The organism is Streptomyces ossamyceticus, assembly GCF_001418475.1.
Classification (GTDB): domain Bacteria; phylum Actinomycetota; class Actinomycetes; order Streptomycetales; family Streptomycetaceae; genus Streptomyces; species Streptomyces ossamyceticus.
Map to the genome: position 1 here is coordinate 1 of NZ_LIQX01000866.1, position 4,525 is coordinate 4,525.

A 4,525-nucleotide genomic window follows, 5' to 3' on the forward strand; every position below is an offset into this window, starting at 1 on the left:
TTACTGCAGGAAGTGCGGGCCGGAACGCATACCGGTCCCCTCGGCGCCCCCGGCACCGGACGCGCCCGCACTTCATGCAGTAACGCGCGTCGTCGGGACCGGGGGTCCCGCAGTGCGGACAGTAGGACGTCATGGAACGCTCCGTCATCCAGAGAACTCGTGCCGTGATCAGACGTGGGCACACGTGTGTCGCGTGTGCGGTGACGTATCAAACGGACGGCGTTTTCCGTTGACCGGTTCCCATCAACAGGGCGCCCTTTGCGGCATCCCCCTTACGGGTGAACCTTGAACCCCCGGTGCAGGGCGACGACCCCTCCGGTGAGGTTCCGCCACGCGACCCTGCCCCAGCCGGCCTTCTGCAGCCGCTCGGCGAGACCGGCCTGGTCGGGCCAGGCGCGGATGGACTCGGCGAGGTACACGTACGCGTCGGGGTTGGACGACACGGCGCGGGCGGTCGGCGGTAGCGCGCGCATCAGGTACTCGGTGTAGACGGTCCGGAACGGCGCCCAGGTCGGGTGCGAGAACTCGCAGATCACGACCCGCCCGCCGGGCTTGGTCACCCGGTGCATCTCGCGCAGCGCGGCGTCCGTGTCCTGGACGTTGCGCAGGCCGAAGGAGATGGTCACCGCGTCGAAGGTGTCGTCCTTGAACGGCAGCCGCGTGGCGTCGCCCGCGGTGAACGGCAGCCAGGGGGTGCGTTCCTTGCCGACCCGGAGCATGCCGAGGGAGAAGTCGCAGGGGACGACGTACGCGCCGGTCCGCGCGAAGGGCTGTGAGGAGGTGCCGGTGCCGGCCGCCAGGTCCAGGACCTTCTGGGCGGGGCGGGCGTCCACCGCCCGCGCGACCTCCTTGCGCCAGCGCCGGTCCTGCCCGAGGGACAGCACGTCGTTGGTCAGGTCGTACCGTTCCGCCACTCGGTCGAACATCGAGGCGACTTCGTGCGGCTGCTTGTCCAGGGATGCGCGGGTCACGGGCCCATTGTGGCAGGAGGGGCCGAGCGGCCTCGCAGCGCCCGTCCCGGCGACCACGGCGCGGCGCGCGGCCCGGTGTGATTGGTTTCCCGAGTGAGCAGCGTGAGGAATACCCCGAAACCGGCCGCCGCACCGATATCCGCAATACCCGTAATACCCGTAATACCCGCGATATCTGTGATACCCGCGATATCTGTGATGTTCGCGCTGGTCCTGGCCTGCGTGGGCTGCGCCCCGGGGTCGACGGAGTCCGCGTCCGCGCCGAGCGGTGCGCCGAGGACATCCGACGCGAAGGCGACGGCCGCCGCGACGGAGGCGGGGGCCTCCACGGTGTACGCCCCCTACGTGGACGCCACGAAGGCGTCCCACCTCGACGGCGCCGGGTCGGCGGCCGCGTACCAGCTCGCCTTCGTGATCGCCGACGGCGACGCCTGCGAGCCCGCGTGGAACGGGAGCACCCCTCTCGGTGACCGGGCCGTGAAGTCCCGTATCGCGGCGCTGACGGAGTCCGGGGCGTCGGTGCGGGTGTCGTTCGGCGGGGCGTCGGGGACGGAACTGGCCGACGCCTGCGACAGCGCGGACGACCTCGCCGACGCCTACGGCGCGGCGCTCGACGCCGCCGGTGCGACGGCCGCCGACTTCGACGTCGAGGGCGACGCGCTGAAGGACTCCGACGCGGTGGACCTGCGGTCCGAGGCGATCGCCCGCCTCCAGCGGGACCGGCCCGGCCTCGCCGTCTCGTTCACGCTCCCCGTGATGCCGTCCGGCCTGGACGACGACGCCCTCGCCCTGCTCCACTCGGCGAACGACGCGTCCGTCGAGGTCTCCACCGTGAACATCATGACGATGAACTACGCCCGTTCGTACGGCGGCGACATGGGCGACTACGCGGAGCGGGCCGCGAGAGCCACGCACCGGCAGGTGCGGAACGTCTTCGGAACGTCCTCGGACACGGCGTGGCGGGCTCTCGCCCTCACCTCGATGCTCGGCGTCAACGACGTGGAGAACGAGACGTTCACATTGGAGGCCGCGGCGCAGGTCAGGGAGTTCGCGGAGGAGAAGGGGATCGCCTGGGTCTCCATGTGGGCGACGTTCCGGGACCGGGAGTGCGGGGACGGGGCGAGTGACGCCCTGACCGACTGCAGTGGGGTCGAGCAGGAGGACGGCGCGTTCGCGGAGGCGTTCTCGGGGTGAGCGGGGCGGCGGGCGCGGCCCGCCGCCCCGCGGCGCCCCCACCGTCAGCGGCGCCCGTGCCGCCCGTGCCGTCAGCGGCGGCGGTGCACCAGGCGGCCCGCGCAGACCGTCGCCACGCAGATGCCCGCCTCGTCGAAGACCGCCAGGTCCGCCCGGCCGTCGTCGACGATCGCCGGTGGGCGGGGACCGGCGAGCACGACGACGTCGTTCCGCTCGGCGGCGGCGCGGAGTTCGGGGGTGTCGGTGTGCTCCGCGAGCACGGCGGTCGCCCCGGACTTCAGCACCACGTGGACGCGTTCCCGTGGGGTCGGCGCGTCGGGCAGCGGGCTTTCGTGGACGCGGGCGGGGCCGAGCACACCGGGCCACCGGCGCACGCGGGCGCCCGGGAACCGCTCCTGGATCTCCTCCAGCGGTCCCGCGGCCCGGACCCGGACGCCCTCGACGACCACGGCGCCGTCCTTGACGGGCTCCGGGTCGTCCCAGGTCAGGCGTACCTCGTCGGCGGCGTGGATCGTCAGCATGCGCTAGTTGGACGCGAGGATCTTCAGCTCGGGATGGGCCGTGCCGCCCTCGATCGCCGTGGAGGAGATGTGGGACATCACGCGCGCGTCGACCGGGTCGTTCGCCGGGTCGTCGTGGACCACGAGGTGTTCGTACGTCGTGGAGCGCTGGGCAGGGACCCGCCCCGCCGTGCGGATCATGTCGATCATTTCCTGGAGGTTGGAGCGGTGCTTGGCACCGGCCGCCGAGACGACGTTCTCCTCCAGCATGACCGAGCCGAGGTCGTCCGCGCCGTAGTGCAGCGTGAGCTGGCCCGCGTCCTGGCCGGTGGTCAGCCAGGAGCCCTGGATGTGGGCGATGTTGTCCATGAACAGCCGGGAGATCGCGATCATCCGTAGGTACTCGAAGATCGTGGCCTGGGTGCGGCCCTTCAGATGGTTGTTCATCGGCTGGTAGAGGTACGGGATGAAGGCACGGAACCCGCCCGTGCGGTCCTGTACGTCACGGATCATGCGCAGGTGCTCGATGCGCTCGGCGTTGGTCTCACCGGTGCCCATCAGCATGGTGGAGGTGGACTCCACACCCAGGTTGTGCGCGGTCTCCATGATCTCCAGCCAGCGCTCGCCGGACTCCTTGAGCGGCGCGATGGCCTTGCGGGGGCGCTCGGGGAGCAGCTCCGCGCCGGCGCCCGCGAAGGAGTCGAGCCCGGCGGCGTGGATGCGCTGGATCGCCTCCTCGACACTCACCTTGGAGATCCTGGCCATGTGCTCGACCTCGGAGGCCCCGAGGGAGTGGATGACCAGCTGCGGGAACTCCTTCTTGATGGCGGCGAAGTGCTTCTCGTAGTACTCGACGCCGTAGTCCGGGTGGTGGCCGCCCTGGAACATGATCTGGGTGCCGCCGAGTTCGACGGTCTCCGCGCACCGGCGCAGGATGTCGTCGAGGTCGCGGGTCCAGCCCTTGTCCTTGGCCGTGGGCGGGGCGTAGAACGCGCAGAACTTGCACGCCGTCACACAGACGTTGGTGTAGTTGATGTTGCGCTCGATGATGTACGTCGCGATGTGCTCGGTGCCCGCGTACCTGCGGCGGCGGACGGCGTCGGCGGCGGAGCCGAGCGCGTGCAGTGGAGCGTCGCGGTAGAGGTCGAGCGCCTCCTCCGGTGTGATCCGCCCACCCTCGGCGGCACGGTCGAGAACGGACTGGAGGTCGGCCTTCTCGGTCACCGGGAGCGTCCCTTTCGTAAGGGTTGGACGGACCACGTCAGCCTACGCCAGCCGCCGCGGAGGGCCGACGTCAGCCCGGACGTCCCGGATGTCAAGCGGCGTAGGCCTCCAGGAGCAGGCCCAGGTACGCCCCCGCGATCATGAACGGCCCCAGGGCGACGAGCTGTCGGCGTGCCGCCCGGCCGCGCACGGCATGGACGACGGTCCACACGCTGCCGACGAGCGCGCCGGCGAAGGTGCCGACGTACAGGGCGCCCCAGCCGTACCAGCCGAGGACGGCGCCGAGGCCCACGGCGAGCTTCACGTCGCCGAAGCCGAGGGCGAGGGGGCGGATGAGGAAGAGGAGGAAGTACGCGCCGCCGAGGGTGAGGGCGCCCCACGCCGCGGTGCGCCACTCGCCCGCGTGTTCGGGGGCGAGGGCGGCGCCACCCAGGAGGAGGAGCGCGAGGGCGGCGAAGGGGAGGGTCAGCGGGTCGGGGAGGCGCTGGACCTTGAGGTCGATCAGGACGAGCAGAACGCCGAGCGGGGCGAGGAGAAGCCAGACCGCGAGCTCCGGGCGCACGCCGGTGGCCAGGGCGAGCGTGGCACAGACGAGGGCGGTGAGGAGGGAGACGGTGGGGGTGCTCGGACCGTAGG

Annotated in this window: 6 protein-coding genes; 1 reads left to right on the top strand and 5 read right to left on the bottom strand. The window is 71.4% G+C overall.

From position 1 onward, the window contains the following. Positions 1-148 (bottom strand): zinc-ribbon domain-containing protein (locus AOK15_RS48960; protein ID WP_157870521.1); only part of this gene is annotated, 148 nt, incomplete at its 3' end. 124 nt (positions 149-272) lie between these two features. Continuing rightward, entirely contained in the window at positions 273-971 is a 699-nt protein-coding gene (locus tag AOK15_RS39880; protein WP_055523987.1) for a demethylmenaquinone methyltransferase, read from the bottom strand. A 198-nt stretch (positions 972-1,169) separates the two neighbouring features. Between AOK15_RS39880 and AOK15_RS39885 the strand changes: the two genes are divergently transcribed. Then, complete coding sequence (locus tag AOK15_RS39885; RefSeq protein WP_055523988.1) at positions 1,170-2,165, top strand: chitinase; 996 nt, start codon at positions 1,170-1,172, stop codon at positions 2,163-2,165. 71 nt (positions 2,166-2,236) lie between these two features. On the opposite strand, the gene AOK15_RS39890 is transcribed toward AOK15_RS39885, so the two are convergent. From AOK15_RS39890 to AOK15_RS39900, 3 genes are all read right to left on the bottom strand, one after another. After that, positions 2,237-2,686, bottom strand: coding sequence for a hypothetical protein (locus AOK15_RS39890; protein WP_055523989.1), 450 nt, complete (start codon positions 2,684-2,686; stop codon positions 2,237-2,239). Positions 2,687-2,689: 3 nt separating this feature from the next. Beyond that, positions 2,690-3,889 carry a cyclic dehypoxanthinyl futalosine synthase gene (mqnC, locus tag AOK15_RS39895; protein ID WP_055523992.1) on the bottom strand — a complete coding sequence of 400 codons (1,200 nt, stop codon included), beginning with the start codon at positions 3,887-3,889 and terminating at the stop codon, positions 2,690-2,692. A 91-nt stretch (positions 3,890-3,980) separates the two neighbouring features. Continuing rightward, positions 3,981-4,525, bottom strand: a 545-nt coding sequence (locus AOK15_RS39900; protein WP_055523994.1) for a prepilin peptidase, incomplete at its 5' end; no start/stop codon positions are given.